The organism is Frankia sp. CoWAU3, assembly GCF_977971855.1.
This window is the reverse complement of the sequence record NZ_CDWWXB010000269.1, coordinates 1-1,219: the sequence shown is the minus strand read 5'-3', so window position 1 is coordinate 1,219 and position 1,219 is coordinate 1. Positions and strand designations below refer to the sequence as shown.

The window sequence follows — 1,219 nt, the reverse complement described above, 5'->3', positions numbered from 1 at the left end:
CCCGCCGGGCTGTGGGGCTGGTACCTGCTGGGCCGTCCCACGGCGCCGGCTGCGGGTGAGACCCCGTCAGGGAAGGAAGGCGCGCAGGGCGACACCGCCGCTGGTAGCCGCACCGCCGCTCATTGATCCGTCCTTGCGACTGCCGTCGTTTCCGTAGGCCCACCATGTCTTCCTGCGCCCGGTCTTCCGGAGCCCGTCGCGCTCCGTCTTCCTGACCGGTCTTCCTGGCCGCGGTCCACTCCGGTTCGGCGTTCCTATGCGCACGGGCGTCGTGGTCGTGCCATGCTTCGAGTCCGGGTTGGGCCGGTATGGCCTCGTGTCGTGCAATGCCGAGGAGATGTGTCAGGAACCGAGGGCACCGCGATGCGGGCGCCGAACGCTGATCCCCTAAAAGTGATCTGGCCGGTGCTGTTGGTCGAGGATGATGATGCCGACGCCTATCTGGTGTCCGAGCTCCTCGACGAGGTCTTCGCTCCGGTCGAGCTGACCCGGGTGCGCACGGTGGCCGAAGCCGCCCGTCGCAGCGAGCACGTCGCGTGCGTGCTGCTGGATCTCGGGCTGCCGGACAGTGAGGGCCTGTCGGCGCTACGCCGGTTGCTCACGGTCGAGGCGGGAGCGCCGGTCGTGGTGCTCACCGGTCTGGTTGACGAGTACCGGGGGGGCGCAGGCGGTCGCCGCGGGCGCGCAAGACTATCTCGTCAAGGGTCAGGTCGACGGGCGGGACCTGGTCCGGGCCGTCCGGTACGCGATTGAGCGCAAGCGGGCCGACACCGCCGCGCAGGCGCTGCGGGAGTCGGAGCTGCTGGCGGACGAGCGGGCCCGCCTCGAACGCGGCCTGTTACCCCGGCCACTCATCGACGACGGCCGGTTACATCACGACGCCCGGTACCGCCCCGGCCGGCAGCAGTCCCTGCTCGGCGGGGACTTCTACGACATGGTGTCCACCGCGGACGGCACGCTCCACGTCCTGCTCGGCGACGTCTGCGGGCACGGCCCGGACGAGGCGGCGCTCGGGGTGAGCCTGCGGATCGCGTGGCGCACGTTGGTCCTCGCCGGTGTTCCGGAACCCGACCGGCTCGGGTATCTCCAACGCGTGCTGGTGAGCGAGCGGGAACAGGATGAGATCTTCGCGACGGTGTGCACCCTCGCGAAGATCTCATCCTGTTCCCGCTCGCTCACCAGCACGCGTTGGAGATACCCGAGCCGGTCGGGTTCCGGA

General features: G+C 70.1%; 1 pseudogene. It reads left to right on the top strand.

The features are described from left to right. Positions 1-363: 363 nt before the first annotated feature. Positions 364-1,219, top strand: a pseudogene (locus tag AC08ON_RS16905) (PP2C family protein-serine/threonine phosphatase); the annotation flags it as partial.